This is a genomic window from Marinithermofilum abyssi, assembly GCF_014641195.1.
Classification (GTDB): Bacteria; Bacillota; Bacilli; order Thermoactinomycetales; family DSM-45169; genus Marinithermofilum; species Marinithermofilum abyssi.
The window spans coordinates 276,709-298,479 of sequence record NZ_BMHQ01000001.1 but is presented as its reverse complement, the minus strand read 5'-3'; the positions used below and the strand labels follow the sequence as shown (position 1 = coordinate 298,479).

Below are 21,771 nucleotides of genomic sequence, written 5' to 3'. Positions count from 1 at the left end.
AGGGGTGAACACGAAGAATGGAAGCGACGCCGAAGGTGGAATTTCTGGGGCTGACCTTTGACGTGACGGTGATGATCGGCACGCTTTTTACGGCAGTCGCGGTTTTCCTCCTCACTGTACTCGCGAGCCGCGGTTTGCAAATGCGTCCGGGGAAACTGCAGAATCTCGTGGAAATGATCATCGAGTTTGCTCGCGGAATTACCCGGATGACTCTGGATGCCAAAAATGCTGAGAGATATCTGGGTTTTGCCCTCACGCTCTTCTTATTCATCCTGATTGCCAACCAATTGGGGATTATCATGATGGTGTCGGCGGAAGTCCATCACCCGATTCCGGCGTTGGGCTTGACAGAGGATGTCTTGGAAAAGGTACACGGGCATGTCGGCTTGTTCAAATCGCCGACGGCGGATATCAACGTCACGGTGGCCATGGCGTTGGCGATTGCCCTGTATGCCCACTTCCTGGGTATCAAGAAAAGCCCGAAAGATTACCTGGCCCACTACTTCAAGCCGTTTAAATGGATGGTTTTTCTGCATCTGATCGATGAGGTTGCCAAGCCGACCACTCATGCTATGCGGCTTTGGGCCAACATTTTCGCAGGCGAGGTCATGATCTTGATCCTGCTGAAATTCGGAACCCCGTTGGTTTCCGGGGCACCTCTCCTGATCTGGATGGCATTCTCGCTGTTTGTGGGCGCCATTCAAGCATACATCTTCACAGTTCTGGCAACCGTTTATATATCCCAGAAAATATCAGATGAACATTGATTTTACACATTTAAAGGAGGATTCACTCAATGAGTATTCTTGCTGGTGGCATTATGATTGGTTTGGCAGCATTGGCTGCGGGTGTCGGTAACGGTCTTCTGTTCAGTCGTTATCTGGAAGGGATTACTCGTCAACCGGAAGCACGGGGCACCTTGTTTGGTCAGGCGATGATTACTCTCGGTCTGGTAGAAGCCCTGCCGATCATCTCCATTGCCTTCGGGATCTTGGTGCTGTTCAAGATCATTGGATGAGCTGTCGCATCCTGGCGGCGGGGGTCTGTTGAAACCCCGCCTTCGTTGCTGTTGATACCGCAGTGACAAGGAATCGAAGGGAGTGAAGCGCGCATGTTGGAGTTCACATGGGGGACAATGTTATTTCAACTGGGAGTCTTTATCGTCCTGATGTTCTTGGTGACCCGCTACGCCATGAAGCCCTTGCTGGGCGTAATGAAGCAGCGGCAGGACTATATCGACGAACAGATTTCCACAGCGGAGAAAAACCGTTCCCAAGCAGAGAAATTGGTTGCCGAGCAGCGCGAAGCGCTGGATCAAGCCCGCCAAGAAGCAAAAGAGATCGTGGATCGGGCCAAGGCTCAAAAAGAACGGGAAGCGGAAGAGATTATCAAACAAGCCCAAGAGCGGGCTGAACGCATGATTCAGGAAGCGACCGCCGAGATTGCTTCCGAGAAAGAAAAAGCGTTGAAGCAGCTGCGGGACGAAGTGGGCCACCTCTCGGTGCTCCTGGCTTCCAAGATGATGGAAAAAGAATTGGATGCCAAGGATCAATCCAAGCTGGTGGATCGCTATCTTGAGCAGGTAGGCGAATTGCAATGAGCCAAACGGTGGTAGCTAAACGGTATGCCAAAGCGTTATTCGAAGCTGCCCAGGAACGCCAACTCCTGGAGCAGGTGGAACGGGAATGGCGGGGGATCGCTGAGACATGGGCCGGATCGGAAGAATTGCGGGGTTGGTTGTCTCACCCCACCGTCAATCTGGACCAGAAAAAGCAAACCGTGAACCAATTATTCGGTGAACTGTCGGATATCAGCCGCAACCTCCTGTATCTGCTTTTGGACCGGGGTCGTGAAGCCATCATCGGCGAAATCTATGCCGAATATAAAGCGCTGGTTTTCGAAGCAAAGGGAATCGCTGAAGCGGAAGTGATTTCCGCCGCACCGCTTTCTCAAGAGGAGAAGCAAGCACTTTCCCAAGCCTTCGAACAACGGATCGGCAAAAAGCTGAACATCACCAATCGCGTGGATTCTGACCTGTTGGGCGGGGTGATCGTTCGGATCGGCGACCGGCTGTATGACGGCTGCCTGAGAGGCAAGCTGGCTCGTTTTCAAAAACAGTTGGCCAAAACCCATGTGGGATAGATTCGGACTGGAAGGATAGGGGTGAAAAGATGAGCATCAAGCCGGAAGAGATCAGTTCTCTTATTAAACAGCAAATTGAGCAATATCAAGATGACATCGAAGTAGTCGACGTCGGCACCGTGATCCAGGTCGGTGACGGGATTGCCCGCGTTCACGGCTTGAAAAATGTCATGGCCGGCGAGCTTCTCGAGTTTCACAACGGTGTGATGGGCCTGGCCCTCAACCTGGAAGAAGACCACGTCGGTGTGGTTATTCTCGGTCCTTATACCGAGATTCGGGAAGGCGACCAAGTCAAACGGACCGGCCGCATCATGGAGGTACCGGCAGGAGAGTCCCTCTTGGGCCGTGTGGTAAACCCGCTGGGTCAGCCGCTGGACGGTAAAGGACCCATCGAAACCGACACGTACCGTCCCATCGAATCGGAGGCTCCCGGCGTGATCGACCGGAAATCCGTGCATGAACCGATGCAAACGGGGATCAAAGCCATCGATTCCATGATTCCGATCGGTCGGGGTCAGCGGGAGCTGATCATCGGTGACCGGCAAACGGGGAAAACGACCATTGCCGTAGACACCATCATCAACCAAAAAGATCAGGACATGATCTGTATTTACGTCGCCATCGGTCAGAAGCAGTCCACCGTGGTCGGCGTGGTGGAGAAACTGCGGAAAGCAGGTGCGCTGGACTACACCATCGTCGTGGCCGCCAACGCATCCGACCCAGCTCCGCTCCTGTTCCTGGCGCCCTATGCCGGCTGCGCCATGGGCGAGCACTTCATGTACCAAGGCAAACACGTGCTGGTGGTGTATGACGATTTGTCCAAGCAGGCAGCCGCATACCGGGAGCTGTCCTTGCTGCTCCGTCGTCCGCCGGGCCGTGAAGCTTATCCCGGTGACGTTTTCTATCTGCACTCCCGCTTGCTGGAACGTGCAGCAAAACTCTCCGATGAAAAAGGCGGCGGCTCTCTGACCGCACTGCCCTTTATTGAAACCCAAGCCGGCGACGTGTCCGCCTACATTCCGACCAACGTGATCTCCATCACCGACGGCCAGATCTTCCTGGAGTCCGATCTGTTTTACTCCGGTGTGCGTCCGGCGGTAAACGTCGGGATCTCCGTTTCCCGTGTGGGTGGAGACGCGCAGATCAAGGCGATGAAAAAAGTGTCCGGAACCCTGAAGCTGGACTTGGCCCAGTATCGTGACCTGCAAGCTTTTGCCCAGTTCGGTTCCGACTTGGATAAAGCCACCCAGGCCAAATTGGCCCGCGGGGAGCGCCTTGTGGAAATCCTGAAACAGGATGAAGGCAAGCCGATGCCGGTGGAAAAACAAATAGTCTCGATCTATACCGCTACTCGCGGTTATCTGGATGACATCGCGGTGGAGGATATTCTCCGCTTTGAAAAAGAATTGCACGCTTTCATGGAAGCGGAGCATGCCGATGTGTACAAACAGATCCGCGAGAAGAAAGTGCTGGACGACGAAATCGAAGCCGGCATGAAAAAAGCCATCGAAGCGTTTAAGAAAACCTTTGCCCCTTCCAAATAACAACGTTTAGGATGAAACCAACGCCGCGGGACCTCTGTACCGGTCTGGGACACCGATGGACCGAATCACAGGGGACCGCGCCGCTGGACGAAAGGCGGTGAAGAATGCGTGCAAAACATGCGGGACATCAAGCGGCGGATTTCCTCTTTTCAAAATACGAAACAGATCACCAAAGCGATGGAAATGGTCGCCGCTGCCAATCTTCGCAAAGCCCAGCAGAAGGCGGAATCCGCCCGTCCTTATGCCGACAAGATGCGTGAGGTGATCGCCAGTGTGGCGGCAGGCACCCAAGGCATCCAGAACCCGATGCTGGTTTCCCGTCCGGTGAAAAAGACCGGTTATCTGGTAATCACTTCGGATCGGGGCTTGGCCGGCGGTTTCAACGCCAACCTGCTCCGCTCCCTGATCAAAACGATCCGGGAGAAACACAACAGCAGCGATGATTATGCCATTTTCGTGATCGGCCGCAAGGGACGGGATTTCCTGAAACGCCGCGGATATCCGATTATCGGGGAAGTGACCGGGCTGTCGGATTCCCCGGAATTCGCTGATATCAAAACCATCGCCAAGCAAGCGGTGGAACAGTACGCGAAGGAATACTACGATGAACTGTACTTGGTGTTCAACGAGTTTATCAATCCGGTAACACAGCGGCCCGTCGTAAAACAGCTGCTTCCCTTGAGCGATGTAACGGAACAAAAGGAGACCGGTACTCAAGCGCTGTATGAGTTTGAACCCTCTGCGGAGGAAGTGCTGGAAGCACTCCTGCCCCAGTATGCGGAAACCTTGATCTACAGTGCGGTGCTGGAATCCAAGGCGAGCGAGTTTGGCGCACGGATGTCGGCGATGGGCAGTGCCACCGACAACGCTACCGAAATGATCGCCAACCTGAGATTGCAATATAACCGGGCGCGCCAGGCCGCCATCACCCAGGAGATCGCTGAGATCGTCGGGGGAGCCAACGCCCTCTCCTAATCCGAGGGACCGGTTGAAACGATAAGCGAAAGACTTGAAGACTGAGGAGGGAAACGGATGAGCACCGGACGCGTCATTCAGGTGATGGGCCCTGTCGTGGATATTCAATTTGAACGGGGTCATTTGCCTGAGCTCAACAACGCGATCAAGATTGAATACAAAGCCCAATCCAGCAGTGAACAGGACATCAATCTCACCGTTGAAGCAGCGCTTCATCTGGGGGACAACATGGTGCGCTGTGTGGCCATGTCTTCCACCGACGGACTGGTTCGGGGAATGGAAGCTGTGGACACCGGCAAACCGATTTCCGTTCCCGTGGGCCGTGCTACCCTGGGACGGGTGTTCAACGTGCTGGGCGAACCGATCGATGAAGCCGGGGATGTGAAAGCGGAAGAGAAGTATTCCATTCACCGTCCGGCTCCGAAATTTGAAGACCAATCCACTCAGGAAGAAATCCTGGAAACCGGGATTAAGGTTGTAGATCTGCTCGCCCCTTACGCCAAGGGTGGTAAGATCGGCCTCTTCGGCGGTGCCGGTGTGGGGAAAACCGTGTTGATTCAGGAGCTGATTCACAACATCGCGCAAGAGCACGGCGGTCTCTCTGTATTCGCCGGTGTGGGTGAGCGGACCCGTGAAGGGAACGACCTCTACCACGAAATGAAAGACTCCGGCGTAATTGACAAAACCACGATGGTGTTCGGTCAGATGAACGAACCGCCGGGTGCCCGGATGCGGGTGGCCTTGACCGGTTTGACTATGGCGGAATATTTCCGTGATCAAGAAGGTCAAGACGTGCTCTTCTTCGTGGACAACATCTTCCGGTTCACCCAGGCCGGTTCCGAAGTGTCCGCGCTGTTGGGCCGTATGCCTTCTGCCGTGGGATACCAGCCGACCCTGGCTACCGAAATGGGTCAGCTACAGGAACGGATCACCTCTACCAAAAAAGGATCCGTTACCTCGATTCAAGCCATTTACGTGCCGGCGGACGACTATACCGACCCGGCTCCGGCAACCACTTTTGCTCACTTGGATGCTACCACCAACCTGGATCGTGCCTTGGCCGCGAAAGCTATTTTCCCGGCGGTGGATCCGCTGGCATCCACATCCCGGATCCTCTCCCCGGCTGTTGTGGGCGAAGAGCACTACAAAGTAGCCCGTGGTGTGCAGGAAGTGCTGCAACGCTACAAAGAGCTGCAGGACATCATCGCCATCCTGGGGATGGACGAATTGTCCGAGGAAGACAAGCAGACAGTGGCCCGTGCCCGCCGGATCGAAAAGTTCCTGGCACAACCTTTCCACGTGGCGGAGCAGTTCACCGGCATGAAAGGGAAATACGTACCGGTCAAAGAAACCGTGCGCAGCTTCAAAGAAATTCTGGAAGGCAAGCACGACGACCTGCCGGAAGATGCCTTCTACATGGTGGGCAACATCGACGAAGCCGTGGAAAAAGCGAAAACGCTCGTTTAATCCCGGCGTAGAAGGAGAGAGTGCCCGTGAGTACCATGCAATTGGATATCGTGACACCGGAGCGGACTGTGTACTCTGAACAAGTGGAGATGGTGATCGCTCGGGCCGCAGAAGGGGATATCGGGATCTTGCCCCATCACTCCCCCTTTGTCAGCCCGCTGAAGATTACAGCAGTTCGCGTCAAAAAGGACGGAAAAGAGTTTCTCGTCGCCATCAGCGGCGGCTTTATCGAAGTCCGCGGGGACAAAGTGACGATCTTGGCCGAAACAGCCGAACTTCCCCAGGACATTGATGTGGAACGGGCCGAGGCGGCCAAAGAGCGCGCCGAGAAGCGCCTGGCCGACAAGAAAAAAGAAGACATCGACTTCAAACGGGCGCAGCTGGCTTTGGACAAAGCCATCAACCGCATCAAAGTGGCCCGCTCCCGATAATATGCAGGATACAAACAGGCAGCTCTTCTCAGGCTGCCTGTTTCATTTTGATAGGATGTCATCCAGACGGGTGATTTTTTTGTACTTATAAACGATATATATTATAATTTAAATAATTCAATATGTAAGCGCTGTCATTTTCTTGGTTCTCTCTGATCATTTGTTATAGGGGGTCCGGTGTGGCCGTCTCCGATCTCACAAAAAGCGCAAAGGGTCTTCGCCGATCACCCCCGCCCCTTTTCATTAATCGAATCTTGAATTACCAGCCATGCTTAAAAGGGTGGGTAAATCAGGTATCTTTTGGTATAATCAAAAAGTAAGAGAAGCGGAACAATTTTTATAACTGCGGATGAGTTCCGGGTTATATCATGAGGTGTACAGATATTTACATTCACCCTTCCCTTTTGGGGCAAGGGCTCATGGTGCGCATTTCATTCGATGGGGTGACCGGGATGGAATACTGGGCAAATTACTCAATGACGGCGATCTTTTTTCTGTTGGGTTTGGCACTGCCCGCAGCTGCTTTTACCGTAGGGCGTTGGCTTCGGCCTCATCACCCGTCAGCGGCCAAAATAATCACATATGAAAGCGGTGTGGATCCTTTCGGCGATAGTCGGGTGCAGTTCCATGTCCGCTATTATTTGTTTGCGCTTCTGTTTGTCATTTTTGATGTGGAGACGGTCTTCCTGTACCCATGGGCTGTGGCTTATGACACCCTGCGGCAGGATGTCGGTCTGTTTGTCCTAGTTGAGATGTTGATTTTCGTGTTGTTCTTGTTCATTGGACTGATCTATGCCTGGAAAAAGAAGGTGTTGGAATGGAAGTGAACCTGGAATCCCTCGCAGTGGGAGAATATAAAGAGCTGGAACGCAATGTCTTCACCACGACGCTGGAGAATGTAAAAGCCTGGGCTCGTAGCAACTCCCTGTGGCCGATGACTTTCGGGCTGGCCTGCTGTGCCATCGAGATGATGGGAACCGGTGCGGCCCATTATGATTTGGATCGGTTTGGCACCATTTTCCGCGCTTCTCCCCGGCAATCCGATGTGATGATTGTGGCTGGGACCGTGACCAAAAAAATGGCCCCCTTGCTTCGGCGTCTCTATGATCAGATGCCCGAGCCCAAGTGGGTGATTGCCATGGGCTCCTGTGCCACGGCCGGCGGACCGTATGTGAAGTCCTACTCCGTCGTCAAAGGGGTGGATCAGATCGTGCCGGTGGACGTCTACATCCCCGGATGTCCACCCAATCCAGCGGCACTGATCTACGGGATCCACAAGCTGCAAGAAAAAATCCGCTATGAAGCCAAAACCGGGAAGAGGGTGACCGACACGTGACGGAGAAAGACCGGGAGAAGGAGAAACAGCATGAGACCCATCCGGGTGGGGAACCGGCCGGGAAAACGGAATCCCACAAGGGAGGGAATGACCGTTTTTTACGAGACAATCAGCCGGATGAGCAGAAAGGCGCGGTTCAGTCGCAAGGAAAGGGAGAAACCGATTCGGATACGGTTGATTCTTCCGATGTGAAACAGCCGGCGGATTCCGCTGCCAAAAAAGCCGCCGCTGCGGCCAAAGCAAAAGCGGCAGCTGCCGCCAAAGCCAAAGCCGCCGGAGCAGCCAAAGGGGGCAGTATCCCGGGGAGGGCATCCGCCAAAAAGAAGAAGGAGCCGCCGGAGCCGTCTCCTAAACAGCCTGTATTGGACCGGTGGGTTCGCATCATTCGGGGAGCCCTTGGTGAAGAGGCGGTGGAGGACGCGATGATCAACCGCCCCAATGGTCATCTCCCCACCCTTTTCATTTCCAAAGACCGCTGGTTGGAAGCGGCCCGTTTGCTCAAAGAGCACGAGGAATTGGCTTTTGATTATCTGCAAAATCTGGCCGGTGTCGACTATGAAGAGCATATGGAAGTTGTGTTTCATCTCTTTTCCATGCGCCATCGCCATGCGGTAGGCGTTCGCGTGAAAACGGAACGGGAAAATCCCGAAATTCCCTCGGTTACTTGCGTGTGGGCCGGTGCCGATTGGAACGAGCGGGAAGTCTACGATTTGTTGGGAATTCGCTTTACCGGACACCCCGACCTGCGACGCATCCTAATGCCGGATGATTGGGTGGGGCACCCGCTTCGTAAAGATTACGAACCTTTCGACGAGGGGGTTTGAACCGGATGCTCAGAACAGAAGAGATGCTACTCAATGTGGGTCCGCAGCACCCCAGTACCCACGGGGTGTTTCGCCTCGTCATTACCATTGATGGAGAAACGATCACAGAGGCAAAGCCGGTGGTCGGATATCTACATAGGGGTACGGAAAAACTGGCGGAAGATCTGACCTATACGCAGATCGTTCCCTATACCGATCGGATGGACTATTTGTCGGCGATGACCAACAATTATATCGTCGTCCATGCTGCGGAGACCTTGATGGAGGTGGAACTGCCGGAACGGGCAGAATTTTTGCGCGTCATCGTGATGGAGTTGAATCGGATTGCCAGCCACCTTGTCTGGTTTGGGACCTATCTGTTGGATATCGGGGCAATGAGTCCCTTTTTGTTGGCGTTTCGGGAGCGGGAGCAAATCCTGGATCTCTTCAACGACCTGTGCGGTGCCCGCTTGACCTACAATTACATGCGGATCGGCGGGGTGAAGTGGGATGTACCCGAGGGATGGCTGGATCAAGTCCGAGCGTTTATCTCTAACATGCGCGAAAAGCTGAAGGAGTACGAGGATTTGGTTGCCGGAAATGAGATTTTCCTGAACCGGACCCGGGGGATCGGGGTATACAGCGCGGATGAGGCGATCGATTACGGTTTGTCCGGTGTCAATCTGCGGGCTGCCGGAGTGGATTGGGATCTTCGTCGGGACCGCCCTTATTCGGTCTATGACCGGTTTGAATTTGATGTGCCGGTGGGCAAAAACGGGGATCTCTACGATAAGTTTACCTGCCGGATGGAGGAGATCCGCCAGTCCCTTCGGATTGTGGAACAAGCGGTGGATCAGTTCCCGGAAGGTCCGGTTATGGCCAAAGTGCCCCGTGTGATTCGAGTGCCTGAGGGGGAGGCATATGTACAGATGGAATCGCCTCGGGGGGAACTGGGCTGCTACCTGGTGAGCAGGGGCAAAGACAAACCGTATCGGCTGAAGTTCCGCCGGCCCTCCTTTTACAATCTGCAAATCTTGCCCCGTCTGCTGAAAGGGGAAAACGTGGCTAACCTGGTGGCTATCCTGGGAGGTATCGACATCGTGCTGGGGGAGGTAGATGCCTGATGCAGGCCTGGATGTGGCTCGGACCCGTCATCATGCTGTTTGTTGTGTTGGGATTTGTCACCCTGGCCATTTTGTTCGAGCGGAAAGTGATCGGCTGGATGCAGAGCCGGATCGGTCCCAATCGGGTGGGGCCCTGGGGCCTGTTTCAAACAGTGGCGGATGTGTTGAAGCTGCTGTTAAAGGAAGATATCGTTCCGCAAAAAGCGGATGAAACGCTGTTCAAGTTGGCGCCTGTGATCGCTTTTGTACCGGCTTTTGCTGTAGTGGCAGTCCTGCCTTTTACGGATTCGCTGGTATTTGCCGATATCGGCGTGGGGCTGCTCTACTTCATCGCTATTTCCAGCATCACCACCATCGGCATCTTGGCGGGGGGATGGGCTTCCAATAACAAATACGCCTTGATCGGGGCGATGCGTTCCGCCGCGCAAATGATCAGCTATGAAATTCCGCTGGTCATGGCATTAGTCGGGGTGATCATGGCTGCGGGAACCCTGAATCTGTCGGGGATCGTAGAGGCTCAAAAGGAGATGTGGTTCATCGTTCCCCAGTTTATCGGGTTCGTGGTTTTTTTCATCGCTTCGCTGGCGGAGTTGAACCGGACGCCCTTTGACCTGCCGGAAGCGGAGTCGGAGCTGGTGGCAGGGTATCACGTCGAGTATTCCGGCTTTCGGTTTGCTTTCTTCATGTTGGCGGAATATGTCTACGTTTTTGCCATGTCCGCATTGACCACGGTCTTGTTCCTGGGCGGATGGAACCCGCTTTTCGGGTTTACTTTTCTCCCCCCGTTGATCTGGTTTCTGCTGAAATTTTCCCTGATTGTATTCACCCTGATTTGGATTCGGGCCACCTTGCCCCGGATCCGGGTGGACCAACTGATGCAGCTGGGGTGGAAAGTGCTCTTGCCCCTGGCGCTGTTCAACATCTTTTTATCGGCGCTGTTAAAAGAGATTCCGGGGATCGGGTCCTACTACTAAACCGTCGTACAGAAGTTATTTCCCGGAAATGGAGGGAAAGCCATGCTGGGTCTTTTGAAAGGAATGGGTGTCACCCTGAAAAACATGACCAAGAAAAAAGTAACGTACAAATATCCCGATGAACCGGTCAAGATGCCGGAGCGATTTCGGGGTATTCAGCATTTTGATCCGGAGAAGTGCATCGTTTGTAACCAGTGTGCCCGGGTATGTCCCACGGACTGCATCACATTGACCGGCCGTAAGCATCCGGATCCCAACAAACGGGGAAAAATCATCGACACCTACGACATCAACTTCGAGATCTGCATTTTGTGTGATTTGTGCACGGAAGTGTGTCCGACGGAAGCGATCGTTATGACGCGCAATTTTGAGTTGGCCGCCTACAGCCGGGATGAATTGTTCAAAGATATGGAATGGCTGCATGACAATAACACCAAAATCCGGGGTGGGTCGCAGTGATGCAATGGAACGGAGAATTCCTCGCCTTTTTCCTGCTGTCGGTGATGGCCATCGGCGGAGCCGTGTTTATGATCCACTTCACCCGTGTCGTGCATATGGTGTTGGCGCTGGCTTTTACATTTTTAAGCATTGCCGGTATCTATGTGCTGCTCCATGCCGAGTTTGTGGCAGCCGTGCAGGTGCTGATCTATACGGGGGCCGTCTCCATCTTGATGCTGTTTGGGATCATGTTGACCAAACACCGCACCTCCGATCACTCCGACAGCCGCTCCCGCCATCAACTGCTCAGCTTTGTGGGAGTGGCGGCCTTTTTCGGCGTGATCATGTGGGTGATCTATCATACACCCTTTTCCGGCGGCAAGGCGGAGACAGCGAAATATACGGTCGCCAATCTGGGGGAGTGGGTGTTCAAGCAGTACGTGATTCCCTTTGAGTTGACTTCGGTCCTGTTGTTGGCCGCGCTGGTGGGGGCCGTTATTCTGGCGAAAAAGGAGCGGGATGCTTAATGCCGGTCACTTCTTATCTCGCTTTGGGCGCGATCTTGTTCAGTATCGGTTTGTACGGGGTACTGACTAAACGAAATGCGGTGATCGTTCTCTTTTCCATCGAGTTGATGCTGAATGCTGCCAACCTCAACCTGGTGGCTTTTTCCAAGTTTGGATTGCATCCTTCCCAGGTGGGGCAAGTGTTTTCGCTGTTTTCCATCACAGTGGCGGCAGCGGAAGCTGCAATCGGGATTGCCATCCTGTTTGCCTTATACCGCAATCGTGGCACGGTGGAAGCAGACCGGATGAATTCCCTGAAGGGATAAAGATTCCCCCGAGACGGTACGGGGCATGAAGCACAAGGATGCAAATGAGCTTGGACACATTCTACTGAAGGATGGGTGATTCCATGTTGGCAAATGCGTGGGTGATCCCCCTGCTTCCTTTGGCCGCCTTTGTTCTGCTGCTGGCGGGAGGACGAAGGTGGAAAGAAGGGGTTGCCGCTTGGGTAGGAAGTATCGCCGTGTTGGCTGCTTGTGTGTGGTCGTTGGGGGTACTGGCTGTCGTGCCGGGGGGAACGGGAAGAAAAATGGAGATTCCTTGGCTTTCCCTCGGAGACACGGTGATTACCATGGGAATGGAAGTCAACCGGTTGAATGCCTTGATGCTGTTGATTGTGAGCCTGGTCAGCTTTTTGGTGCACGTGTACTCCCGGGGATATATGCGGGGGGATGAACGATTTTCGGTGTTTTACGCCTATCTGGCCTTGTTCACCTTCTCCATGTTGGGTTTGGTGATCTCTCCCAACTTGCTGCAGTTTTATATTTTTTGGGAGTTGGTCGGCGTCTGCTCCTTCTTGTTGATCGGGTATTGGTATTACAAGCCGGAGGCAAAAGCGGCGGCCAAAAAAGCTTTTATCCTTACGCGGATTGGGGATGTCGGATTGTTTATCGCTGTCATCCTGGCGTTTTGGCATACCGGGACGTTGGAGATCAGCGGGGTGATCCAGGCGGTGCAGGACGGTAAAGTGGAAGCCGGGATCGTTACCCTGATCGCACTCCTTATCTTTGCCGGTGCGGTGGGAAAATCGGGTCAATTCCCCTTACATACTTGGCTGCCGGACGCGATGGAAGGTCCGACGCCGGTGAGTGCATTAATTCATGCCGCCACGATGGTGGCGGCCGGGGTTTATCTGGTAGCCCGCACCTTTCCGTTGTTTGAAGCTTCCCCGGTTGCCATGGATACCGTGGCCTATGTAGGGGCGTTCACGGCCCTGTTTGCGGCCAGCATCGGTCTGGTTCAAAACGATATCAAACGGGTGTTGGCCTATTCCACCGTCAGCCAGCTGGGGTACATGATGCTGGCGTTGGGATCGGCGGGTTATACGGCGGGCGTATTTCATCTGATGACCCATGCCTTTTTCAAAGCCCTCCTGTTCCTGGGAGCAGGCGCGGTGATCGTCGCCCTTCACCATGAGCAGGATATTCGCCGGATGGGAGGACTGTGGAATAGGCACAAAGGAGCAGGCGTTCTCTTTTTGATCGGATGCCTGGCCATCAGCGGGATTCCTCCCTTTTCCGGATTTTTTTCCAAGGAGGAAGTTCTCCTCTCCGCCTGGCAGGACGGGCGGTGGGGCGTCTTTGCGGTAGGGGTTTTGGCTTCCTTTTTCACCGCCTTCTACATGTTCCGTCTCTTTTTCCTGGTCTTTGCCGGGGAATACCGGGGCAAGGGGCAGCCGGGGCCCGTATCCTCCGGCATGATGTGGCCGATGGGGGTGTTGGCGGCACTTGCTCTGCTGGCAGGGTTTGCTGAGTTTCCGGGGGGATGGTTGAGTCATTGGCTGACAGAGGAAACGGGGATTCCCGCCGGCCATGGATCGGCCCCAGTTTGGCTGCCGCTGTTGACCGTGAGTATTGCCGCCGCAGGCATCGCATTGGCCTGGGGCATGTACGTCAAGCAGTCTGTCTCCCCTGAGCAATGGCGTGCACGAGCCCCTTGGGGGTATCGGGTGTTGCTCCATAAATACTATGTGGATGAAGGATATGCTGCGGTCATCGCTCTCCCTTACAAGGGGCTTTCGATCTTTTTGCGTGGATTTGACCGTTATGTGGTGGAAGGGCTGGTCCGGCTGGCAACGGCGGCGGTGCAGACGGCAGCCCGTGTCAGCACACGGTTGCAAAACGGCCAGGTGCAGACCTACGCTTTGATCAGCGTGATCGGGTTGGTTCTGTTGATGATCGGACTGGCTGCGGGGAGGTTGTTTTGATGGAGATGCTGCCGAGTTGGATCACATGGGCTCCATTGTTGGGTGTACTGGTGCTGTTGTGGATTCCCCGGGAGCGAACAGCGGCCATCCGATGGGTCGGCGTGCTGGCCACCCTTCCTTCGTTGGTATTGTCCTTGCTCCTTTACGTGTCTTTTGACACAGGGAAAGATGGCGTTCAGTTCGCCCATTCCTTACATTGGTTCTATTTGCCCGTGCTTGGAGAGAAATGGGACTTTCAGTACAGCATGGGCGTCGATGGTCTGTCCATGCCGCTAGTGGCCATTACCGGCGTGATCGTCACGTTGGCAGCGCTGGCTTCCCTCTACATTCGCCAGCGACAAAAGGGATACTTCCTCCTCTTTTTGCTGTTGGAAGTGGGGATGATGGGCGTTTTTTTGGCCCGCAACTTGTTTCTGTTCTTTCTCTTTTTTGAAATCACCTTGGTAGCCGCCTTCTTCCTTATTGGAATCTGGGGATATGTCAACCGGGAAAAAACGGCCATCCAGTTTCTGTTGTACAACGGGTTGGGATCGGCATGTATGCTGCTGGCTTTTATGGGCCTCTTGATCTTGTTCCGGTCCTTGGAACTTTCCCGACTCCATGAAGTAATGCATCATTCCGGCGCTCTGGCCCAGTTGTCCCAGTCCGGAGGCGATACGCTGCTGTGGGGGATTTTTATCGCCCTGGTGATCGCTTTTGGCATCAAGTTGCCCATATTCCCTTTCCATACCTGGATGCTGCGGGTTCACGCAGAGGCACCGCCTGCCGTAGTGATGATCCACTCCGGCGTTTTGCTGAAAATGGGCGCTTACGGGCTGATCCGCTTCGGGGTGGAGCTTTTTCCTGTGCAGACGCAGGCAGCGGCCGGGGTGTTGGCTTGGCTCGGTCTGGTCAATATCCTGTACGGGGCGGTGCTGGCCTTCTCCCAGCGGGACCTCAAACGGGTACTGGCCTATTCCAGCGTCAGTCACATGGGAATCATCCTACTCGGAATCGCTTCCCTCAATGTGTACGGATTGCAAGGGGCAGTCTTCCAGTCGGTTTCCCACGGGTTCATCTCAGCATTGCTCTTCTATTTCATCGCGGCACTCTATGAACGAACAGGAACAACGCAGATCGATCAGCTGGGCGGTTTGGCCAAACAAATGCCGGTGCTGTCGGGAATATTCCTGGCAGGCGGGATGGCGTTGTTGGGGCTGCCGGGCATGTCCGGCTTTGTCAGTGAATTCCTTGCCTTTCTCGGCTTGTTTGAAACCCGCCCGTGGGTGGCGGCTACAGGTACGCTGGGCCTGATCTTGGCGGCGGTTTATACCCTGCGTGCCGTGATGCAGACCACCTTCGGCCCCTTGCATGCGGGTCGGGAACGAGTGAAGGACAGCCGGTGGACAGAGGCCGTTCCCATGCTGGTGTTGCTCTTTTTCATCGTGTTGATCGGGGTGTATCCGGATGTGATTGGAAAGCCGATGCAACTCACCTTGCAAACCATAATATCCCGGATGGGAGGGTAGGCGATGGAGAAAGTACTCTTGGACTATGATTGGACCGTGATGGCACCGGAGATCATCATCGCTGCCGCGGCGGCCCTGCTTTCCCTGGCGGATCTCTTTCTCAGAGAGAATACGGACCGGCGTTTCTTCAGTTGGTTCAGTTTGGCGGCAGTGATTGCCGCAATCTTCTTTACAGTTTCCCGTTTCGGACAACAACCCTACGAGATTTTGGGAGATACGTACCGAGTAGATGATTTCGCCCTGGCATTCAAGACGGCGGTGCTGTCGGGAGTCGGGCTGGTATTCTTGCTGTCGGCGTGGGGGGTTCGGCAAGAGGAAATCCGGTTCAGGGGAGAATACGATTATCTCCTGTTGGCCGCTGCGCTGGGAGCCATGATCATGACCTCCTCGGCGGATCTGATTACGCTGTTTGTGGGGCTGGAGCTGTTGAGTATCTCCTCCTATATCCTGGCCGGCATTCACCGGGAACGGTATGCTTCCAACGAAGCGGCCTGGAAATACGTGGTGCAGGGAGGGGTTGCCTCCGCCTTTATTCTCTACGGGATGTCTTTCGTATACGGTCTGACGGGTTCCACCAACCTATATACGATCCAGCAGCGTTTGGTGGAAGCCTACCAAACCGGTTATGACGCTTTCGTTTTGTTATCTCTGTTCCTGATGCTGCTGGGCTTTGGTTTTAAAATCGCTTCCGCTCCGTTTCATATGTGGGTTCCGGACGTGTATCAAGGGGCACCAACCCCTGTCACTTCCTTTCTTGCTGTCGTTTCCAAAACAGCCGCCTTCGCCTTGGTCCTGCGGATTGTTTTGGTCGGCTATATCTTCTTGTACCAAATGCAGATCTGGCAGCAAGTGGTGGAACCAGTTCTGCTGGTGTTAGCCGGGTTATCGATGGTGATCGGCAACACGGCTGCGTTGCACCAGACCGACACCAAGCGTCTCCTGGCCTACTCCAGTGTAGCGCATGCGGGATATCTCCTGGTTCCGTTGTCCACGTTAGGGGCGGTTCTCTTTGAAAGTACCTTCTATTATCTGATCGCCTATCTCGTGATGACGATGGGTGCCTTTACGGTAGCCGCACTTCTCGAAAGGGAAGCCGGACACGGCAATATCAGCGGATTTGCTGGTCTGTCTCGCCGCTCGCCGGGGACGGCTGCTGCCATGACCGTATTCCTTCTTTCCTTGGCGGGGATTCCCGTAACCGCTGGCTTTTTCGGCAAGTTTTATATTTTGATGAACGCTCTGTCTACCCAGCACTTCTGGATTGCGGGAATTATGGTGGGAACCACGGTGATTTCCTATTATTACTACTTCGGAATTATCCGGCAGATGTACTTTCGGCCGCCCGCATCGAAGGATAGGATGCGTGTACCCATGGTACCGGCGTTACTCTTGGTGATCGGGATTCTGGGGACTGTGGGATTAGGTGTGGTTCCCGAGTGGGCGGTTCACTGGATCGGTGATTTGCAGTGGATGTCGGCGTTGACACCGCTTAACGCAGGTCCTCCCGGACCGTAACCCTTAAAGGCATCGCCGTTCTTCATCGAAAACCGTTGGTTTGATGAACAATCATAAAATAGGAAAGGCGACGTCGGAAATGAAGCGACGGGTAAAAGAACTTTCTCTGACAGGTTTGTCATGAAGCTGGAAGAAGAGTCTCTTTTGTTCCGTCGCTTTCAGCAGCATCATCCGTCTGGAGAGGTTTGAAACGATTCGGTCTCCTCACCTTCGCCGGCGCCAATACAAAAGCGAGCGGTGGTGCAGCCATTCCAGACAAGCAATCAAGAGGCCGGCAGTCAGTGCTCCGGAAGAATCCATATAATACAGCGGTAACAAAAATTGCAGTCCATACAGCACCAAAGCTGCGACAAAAAGGTCGATCAGTGCGGAGGTGGTCTGGCTGAAAGATTCCAGCAGCCGCTGATCCAGCCAGGTAACAATCGCTGCTAAAATCACGGAAGCGGCTAAAAGCTGTTCCCAGTTTTCAATGTTAATTTCCACCAGCAATGGATTCAGCACGATCAGCACGATGGCAATGGCTGTGAATTTCAAAGCAAAATGCACCCACATCTCCCATCAGCTCGCTTGTTTTGAAGTTTCCGTTTTAGTATGCCCGCGGGGAGGTGTTTCTATCTGACAAAAACTTGTGAAACCTTTTGCTTTCTGCCTGGTTTTACGTTAACATGGGAATATCGCGAACTACGCGAACTAATGGTTTAGGGAGTGCATAGCATGATGGATGGAGCGACAAGCTTCGGCGTCACTGCACTCGTCAACACATTTCTGTCATTATTGTGTATCGGGTTGAGTTGGTGGGTGTTGATGAACGTTCGGCTGGATGCTTTTTTGCGAGATCCGGACGGTATACAGGCGAAAGCATTGTACATCATTTTGTCCATCGTACTGGGACATGGGCTGGCTACGTTTCTGATCGATTATACGGGCTGGTCCCGTATGGTTGGAAACCTGTTCTAAAAACACGGACTCATCGTCATCAAACGGTATATCCTCTCTCTGAGCAGTTAACAATGGAGGAAAAGAGCGCAGGGAGAGGAAAATCATGTTTTTCAAATCCACGATTCATATGTGTCTGATGCTGTGCGTATCTTCTTTTTTAGTGGCATCTGCTCCATCTTCCCAGACAGAATCCTCGCTGATCCATGCCTTTGATGCGACCGGAGCCCGGGCGGAGCTCTATATGTTGCATTACGGGAGCCGGATGAACCAGCCGCAATCTTCTGATGCCATCCCTCAATGGGTGAACCGAATGGCTCACGAATGGGGGTTAAACCAACCGGTTCAAGTACCGGTGGTTGAAGGGAAGCGATGGAGTGCATCGGGCACATGGGAACGAAACCTCCAGGTGGAATTGACCGTTATCAACGATGAGCCTGACCAGCAACGGGTGTACCCTTATGTGTCCGTCAAAATCACCGGCAAAGGACATCCTGACGTCTCGTTGTTGAATGCCAAAAACCGTTTGAACCGTGAGCTGCAACGATTTCAGTTGAATAAAAGCACTCATTTTTCCATCCAAGGCAGTCTTTCGGTTCAGAAGGGGCAGTATTCCAAAAAAACCGCCTTGCTTCAAAAGGTATTAGGCGGTCTGCAAGCCCGTGAAGTGGAAGCGATGAAGACCGACCGGGTCATCAGCGTTTCTGCGTACACCCCCCGTTTGTCCGGGGGACTTCAAACGCGAGGCGGGACGATGAATGTCCAGGCAGCGGCCAAGGACGGCTATGACAATCAAAAGATCATCATCACCCTGGGTACCCCGATTATCACCATAGAATACTAGTGTACGCGGAGGGAAGAGTCTTGGAAAAGATCATCGTACGGGGTGGCAAGCGATTGAAAGGACGGGTGAAAGTCCACGGTGCCAAGAACGCCGTTCTGCCCATTATCGCTGCCTCCATCCTCGCGTCCCGTGGAGAGATCCTCATTCGTGAGGTACCTTTGCTGGAAGACGTAAAAACGATTTCGAAACTGCTCAACAGCCTGGGGGTGCCGGCTGAACTGGGTGAGGAGACAGTTCGGATCAACGCGGAACAAGTAGACAGCACAGAGGCACCTTACGACTTGGTCCGTAAAATGCGAGCATCCTTTTTGGTAATGGGTCCGCTTTTGGCCCGTAAAAAGCACGCGCGCATTCCGTTGCCCGGAGGCTGCGCGATCGGCAGCCGTCCCATCGACCAGCATTTGAAAGGGTTCGAAGCGATGGGAGCCGAATTTGAAATCGGACAGGGCTTTATTGAAGGGCGCGTTCCCGATCGGCTGCGCGGTGCCCGGATTTATCTGGACGTTGCCAGCGTTGGTGCTACGGAAAATATCATGATGGCCGCTGCATTGGCGGAAGGCCGCACGATCATCGAAAATGCGGCTTGCGAACCGGAGATCGTGGATCTGGCCAACTTCATCAACGCCATGGGCGGCAATGTGCGGGGGGCAGGCACCGACACCATCCGGATCGAAGGGGTCGATATTCTGCGCGGTACAGAATACAGCGTGATCCCCGACCGCATTGAAGCGGGAACTTACATGGTGGCGGCAGCGATCACCCGGGGCGAGGTGTTTGTGGAAGGAGCGATCACCGATCATCTGAACCCGCTGATCGCCAAGTTGCGGGAAATGGGCGTGCACGTCCTTGAAGGAGAGAACGGAGTTCATGTCCGGGCTGAAGGTTCGTTGAAACCGGTGGACGTCAAAACGCTCCCGTATCCTGGATTCCCGACAGATATGCAGTCCCAGATGATGGCCCTCTTGTTGACTGCCGATGGAAACAGTATGTTGACGGAGACCGTGTTTGAGAACCGCTTCATGCATGTGGAAGAGATGAAGCGCATGGGGGCCAAGATGAAAATCGACGGCCGCAGCGTACTTATCGAAGGAGGTCATCCCCTTTCCGGCGCCCAAGTAAAATCCACCGACTTGCGTGCAGGCGCTGCCCTGGTGCTGGCCGGACTGGTGGCCGAAGGCACCACGGAAGTGACCGAGTTGCGCCACATCGACCGGGGATATGTGGGCTTGGTGGAAAAAATGAAAGCGCTGGGTGCCGATATCGAGCGCGTAACCGTAGAAGAAGATGCTGAGAAGCCCAGTGTACAGCACTCATATGCTTAATAGATCCTATTTACAGGCACCGTCCTGAAGGACTGTTGAGGCTATACTTGATCAGAAAAAAAGAGAGCTCTTCTGCTGTGCTGGAAGAACTTTGTCATGAAGCTGATCGCCTGAAAGGGCGATCTTTTTTATTTTCTGTCGGTTCTAATCCTGTCTATTCCGATCATAGTTTGATAGGGAGGTTGTCCACCGATTGAGCTTTCACGGAGAGGCGGGGTTGCATGCATAAAGGATTGGTAATGGCGGCAACGGTCTTGATTTCCATCATGATGGCAGTGCCTGCGCTGTTGGTCAGTTTTCAAGCCGACGCCCCTGATAAGAAGCCGGCACGAAAGGAGGTATCCGGCATTCAGGATTATCCTGACCATCCGAAAGTCAAAGTGTATCTTACCAAAGAAAAACGGACGGAAGAAATACCCCTGGAATTGTACATTCGGGGGGTAGTGGCGGCAGAAATGCCCCATGATTTTCAACTGGAGGCACTCAAGGCACAAGCGATGGCTGCACGGACCTATATCGTGGATCGGTTGGCCAAGGGCAGTTTCTCAGACATGGCGAAAATGGGACCGGAAGCAAAAGGCGCTCAGGTAAGCGATACGGTGGTCCATCAGGTGTACGCCACTCCGAAACAGTTGAAAAAGGAGTGGGGCAAGGATTACAAAAAAAATCTGGCTCGGGTGGATCGGGCGGTTCGGGAAACACAGGGAAAAGTGATCCTTTATCAAGGCAAACCCATCTATGCTGCCTTCTTTTCGACCAGTAACGGATACACCGAAAACTCCGAAGACTATTTTCGACAGAAATACCCCTATTTAAGGAGTGTCCCTTCTCCGTGGGATCAAGCATCCCCTAAATTTAACGCTACGAAGACTTTGACGGTAAGTCGGTTTATTCAGGTGTTGGAGAGGTATACAGGCAAGCAGGTGGCAGTGGCGACAACAGCGGGAAGCAAATGGCTGCAAATCACTCGTCGGACGAGTGGAAGTCGTGTTGCACAGGTAAAAGTGGGGGATGAGCAATTTACCGGACGTCAAATCCGGGAGGCATTACAGTTGGCCTCCACGGATTTTACCTTGTCCCAAAACAAGGGGCGGCTCACTATCCATACCAAAGGATCCGGGCACGGGGTCGGCATGAGCCAGTGGGGAGCCAATTTGATGGCCAAACAAGGGAAAAGCTGGCAAGAGATCCTGCATCATTATTATAAGGGGGTAGAGTTTGGCGATATGGATCAGGTGTTGAAATAGTCCCTTAGCCATTACACAAAGCGCGAGGGGTTACAAACGCCAGGAAGGTTAGAACAGTGGATCTAAATTGCCCACAGGTTTTCCACAGTGATTGTGGATAACTTGTGGGCAATTTCTTGGTTCAGGTAAAATACTGAATCTCCGCTTGTGGAAAATAACGGCCGATTTCGGATTCCATATGATTTTGCAGTTGCTTCATTTGTTCTTCAGGGTAGACATACTTGGTTCTTCCATATCGGCCCCATTTTTTCTTTCATTTTTCTTCGTCCATCTCGAGCTTCGTTTTGGGATAACGTTCTTGATCACTCTTTTAGCAGCCTTTGTAAACCGATGGGTGATCAATTCAAAGGATAAGTCGGACCGAGCCCTCTGTAACAAATCATCATACAAACC

24 protein-coding genes and 1 pseudogene are annotated in these 21,771 nt (G+C 53.6%); 23 read left to right on the top strand and 2 right to left on the bottom strand.

Features of this window, described 5'->3' with window-relative positions; all coding sequences use genetic code 11:
* Positions 1–17 precede the first annotated feature (17 nt).
* From atpB to IEW70_RS01350, 19 genes are all read left to right on the top strand, one after another.
* Positions 18–767 (top strand): F0F1 ATP synthase subunit A, encoded by a 750-nt coding sequence (gene atpB / locus IEW70_RS01440; RefSeq protein WP_188646145.1) that lies wholly within the window; start codon positions 18–20, stop codon positions 765–767.
* Positions 768–796: 29 nt separating this feature from the next.
* On the top strand, positions 797–1,018 hold the full coding sequence (gene atpE / locus IEW70_RS01435; RefSeq protein ID WP_188646144.1) for a F0F1 ATP synthase subunit C: 222 nt from the start codon (positions 797–799) through the stop codon (positions 1,016–1,018).
* Positions 1,019–1,111: 93 nt separating this feature from the next.
* On the top strand, positions 1,112–1,600 hold the full coding sequence (gene atpF, locus IEW70_RS01430; protein ID WP_188646143.1) for a F0F1 ATP synthase subunit B: 489 nt from the start codon (positions 1,112–1,114) through the stop codon (positions 1,598–1,600).
* A complete protein-coding gene (locus IEW70_RS01425; protein ID WP_188646142.1) occupies positions 1,597–2,142 on the top strand; it encodes a F0F1 ATP synthase subunit delta in 546 nt (181 codons plus the stop codon). Before atpF ends, IEW70_RS01425 begins: the two co-directional genes overlap by 4 nt.
* 29 nt (positions 2,143–2,171) lie before the next feature.
* Positions 2,172–3,686, top strand: coding sequence for a F0F1 ATP synthase subunit alpha (gene atpA, locus IEW70_RS01420; protein ID WP_188646141.1), 1,515 nt, complete (start codon positions 2,172–2,174; stop codon positions 3,684–3,686).
* A gap of 117 nt (positions 3,687–3,803) precedes the next feature.
* A complete protein-coding gene (atpG, locus tag IEW70_RS01415; protein WP_308423116.1) occupies positions 3,804–4,661 on the top strand; it encodes an ATP synthase F1 subunit gamma in 858 nt (285 codons plus the stop codon).
* A 57-nt stretch (positions 4,662–4,718) separates the two neighbouring features.
* Positions 4,719–6,128 (top strand): F0F1 ATP synthase subunit beta, encoded by a 1,410-nt coding sequence (gene atpD, locus IEW70_RS01410; RefSeq protein WP_188646139.1) that lies wholly within the window; start codon positions 4,719–4,721, stop codon positions 6,126–6,128.
* Between the two features lie 26 nt (positions 6,129–6,154).
* Positions 6,155–6,559 carry a F0F1 ATP synthase subunit epsilon gene (locus IEW70_RS01405; RefSeq protein WP_188646138.1) on the top strand — a complete coding sequence of 135 codons (405 nt, stop codon included), beginning with the start codon at positions 6,155–6,157 and terminating at the stop codon, positions 6,557–6,559.
* Positions 6,560–7,011: 452 nt separating this feature from the next.
* The gene (locus IEW70_RS01400; RefSeq protein ID WP_188646294.1) at positions 7,012–7,386 is read left to right on the top strand and encodes an NADH-quinone oxidoreductase subunit A; all 375 of its coding nucleotides are present in this window, start codon (positions 7,012–7,014) and stop codon (positions 7,384–7,386) included.
* Positions 7,377–7,895, top strand: a complete 519-nt coding sequence (locus tag IEW70_RS01395) for a NuoB/complex I 20 kDa subunit family protein (RefSeq protein ID WP_188646137.1) — start codon at positions 7,377–7,379, stop codon at positions 7,893–7,895. The genes IEW70_RS01400 and IEW70_RS01395 overlap by 10 nt, the downstream gene beginning before the upstream one ends.
* Entirely contained in the window at positions 7,892–8,719 is an 828-nt protein-coding gene (locus IEW70_RS01390) for an NADH-quinone oxidoreductase subunit C (protein WP_229751723.1), read from the top strand. The genes IEW70_RS01395 and IEW70_RS01390 overlap by 4 nt, the downstream gene beginning before the upstream one ends.
* 5 nt (positions 8,720–8,724) lie before the next feature.
* Positions 8,725–9,822 (top strand): NADH-quinone oxidoreductase subunit D, encoded by a 1,098-nt coding sequence (locus IEW70_RS01385; protein WP_188646136.1) that lies wholly within the window; start codon positions 8,725–8,727, stop codon positions 9,820–9,822.
* On the top strand, positions 9,822–10,796 hold the full coding sequence (nuoH, locus tag IEW70_RS01380; protein WP_188646135.1) for an NADH-quinone oxidoreductase subunit NuoH: 975 nt from the start codon (positions 9,822–9,824) through the stop codon (positions 10,794–10,796). The genes IEW70_RS01385 and nuoH overlap by 1 nt, the downstream gene beginning before the upstream one ends.
* Positions 10,797–10,838: 42 nt before the next feature.
* Complete coding sequence (gene nuoI, locus IEW70_RS01375; protein WP_188646134.1) at positions 10,839–11,255, top strand: NADH-quinone oxidoreductase subunit NuoI; 417 nt, start codon at positions 10,839–10,841, stop codon at positions 11,253–11,255.
* Positions 11,255–11,761, top strand: coding sequence for an NADH-quinone oxidoreductase subunit J (locus IEW70_RS01370; protein WP_188646133.1), 507 nt, complete (start codon positions 11,255–11,257; stop codon positions 11,759–11,761). The genes nuoI and IEW70_RS01370 overlap by 1 nt, the downstream gene beginning before the upstream one ends.
* Positions 11,761–12,066, top strand: coding sequence for an NADH-quinone oxidoreductase subunit NuoK (gene nuoK, locus IEW70_RS01365; protein ID WP_188646132.1), 306 nt, complete (start codon positions 11,761–11,763; stop codon positions 12,064–12,066). Before IEW70_RS01370 ends, nuoK begins: the two co-directional genes overlap by 1 nt.
* A gap of 83 nt (positions 12,067–12,149) precedes the next feature.
* The gene (gene nuoL, locus IEW70_RS01360; RefSeq protein ID WP_188646131.1) at positions 12,150–14,006 is read left to right on the top strand and encodes an NADH-quinone oxidoreductase subunit L; all 1,857 of its coding nucleotides are present in this window, start codon (positions 12,150–12,152) and stop codon (positions 14,004–14,006) included.
* Positions 14,006–15,514 (top strand): complex I subunit 4 family protein, encoded by a 1,509-nt coding sequence (locus IEW70_RS01355; protein ID WP_229751722.1) that lies wholly within the window; start codon positions 14,006–14,008, stop codon positions 15,512–15,514. The genes nuoL and IEW70_RS01355 overlap by 1 nt, the downstream gene beginning before the upstream one ends.
* Before the next feature lie 3 nt (positions 15,515–15,517).
* Positions 15,518–17,029: an NADH-quinone oxidoreductase subunit N gene (locus IEW70_RS01350; protein WP_188646129.1), complete on the top strand. Its 1,512-nt coding sequence runs from the start codon at positions 15,518–15,520 to the stop codon at positions 17,027–17,029.
* A gap of 204 nt (positions 17,030–17,233) precedes the next feature.
* Here the strand turns inward: IEW70_RS01350 and IEW70_RS01345 are convergent, their stop codons facing one another.
* Positions 17,234–17,575 carry a DUF2512 family protein gene (locus tag IEW70_RS01345; protein WP_188646128.1) on the bottom strand — a complete coding sequence of 114 codons (342 nt, stop codon included), beginning with the start codon at positions 17,573–17,575 and terminating at the stop codon, positions 17,234–17,236.
* Positions 17,576–17,743: 168 nt separating this feature from the next.
* On the opposite strand from IEW70_RS01345, the gene IEW70_RS01340 reads away from it, so the two are divergent.
* The 4 genes from IEW70_RS01340 to spoIID all read left to right on the top strand — a co-directional run bounded on the left by IEW70_RS01340 (position 17,744) and on the right by spoIID (position 21,378).
* Positions 17,744–17,986, top strand: coding sequence for a DUF1146 domain-containing protein (locus IEW70_RS01340; protein ID WP_229751720.1), 243 nt, complete (start codon positions 17,744–17,746; stop codon positions 17,984–17,986).
* Positions 17,987–18,071: 85 nt separating this feature from the next.
* Positions 18,072–18,809, top strand: a complete 738-nt coding sequence (locus IEW70_RS01335) for a YwmB family TATA-box binding protein (RefSeq protein ID WP_188646127.1) — start codon at positions 18,072–18,074, stop codon at positions 18,807–18,809.
* 20 nt (positions 18,810–18,829) lie between these two features.
* Positions 18,830–20,131: a UDP-N-acetylglucosamine 1-carboxyvinyltransferase gene (murA, locus tag IEW70_RS01330; RefSeq protein ID WP_188646126.1), complete on the top strand. Its 1,302-nt coding sequence runs from the start codon at positions 18,830–18,832 to the stop codon at positions 20,129–20,131.
* A 221-nt stretch (positions 20,132–20,352) separates the two neighbouring features.
* Entirely contained in the window at positions 20,353–21,378 is a 1,026-nt protein-coding gene (gene spoIID, locus IEW70_RS01325) for a stage II sporulation protein D (RefSeq protein ID WP_188646125.1), read from the top strand.
* A gap of 121 nt (positions 21,379–21,499) precedes the next feature.
* Here the strand turns inward: spoIID and IEW70_RS17685 are convergent.
* Positions 21,500–21,738, bottom strand: a pseudogene (locus IEW70_RS17685) (spore photoproduct lyase family protein); the annotation flags it as partial.
* Positions 21,739–21,771 lie beyond the last annotated feature (33 nt).